The 276-nt window shown below is 51.8% G+C and carries 3 tRNA genes; all 3 read left to right on the top strand.

Annotated features, from left to right (window positions below):
* Window positions 1-16 precede the first annotated feature (16 nt).
* The 3 genes from AC2YJL_RS27750 to AC2YJL_RS27740 all read left to right on the top strand — a co-directional run bounded on the left by AC2YJL_RS27750 (window position 17) and on the right by AC2YJL_RS27740 (window position 274).
* A tRNA-Leu gene (locus AC2YJL_RS27750) sits at window positions 17-98 on the top strand.
* Window positions 99-117: 19 nt separating this feature from the next.
* Window positions 118-192, top strand: a tRNA-Gly gene (locus AC2YJL_RS27745).
* 8 nt (window positions 193-200) lie between these two features.
* A tRNA-Cys gene (locus tag AC2YJL_RS27740) sits at window positions 201-274 on the top strand.
* Window positions 275-276: the final 2 nt, after the last annotated feature.

Here is a 276-nt window from a genome sequence, read left to right as displayed (position 1 = left end):
CCAGTTATATTTACACGCGGGTGTGGCGGAATTGGCAGACGCGCTAGACTTAGGATCTAGTGTCTTATGACGTGGGGGTTCAAGTCCCTTCACCCGCATCTTAATTTAGATAAATGCGCGGAAGTAGTTCAGTGGTAGAACACCACCTTGCCAAGGTGGGGGTCGCGAGTTCGAACCTCGTCTTCCGCTCCATATATATTGGCGGCATAGCCAAGTGGTAAGGCCAAGGTCTGCAAAACCTTTATCACCGGTTCAAATCCGGTTGCCGCCTCCACG

This window comes from Priestia sp. SRI_019, from assembly GCF_057586255.1.
Note: the sequence above shows the minus strand (reverse complement) of the source record. Positions and strands in the feature narration are given on the sequence as shown.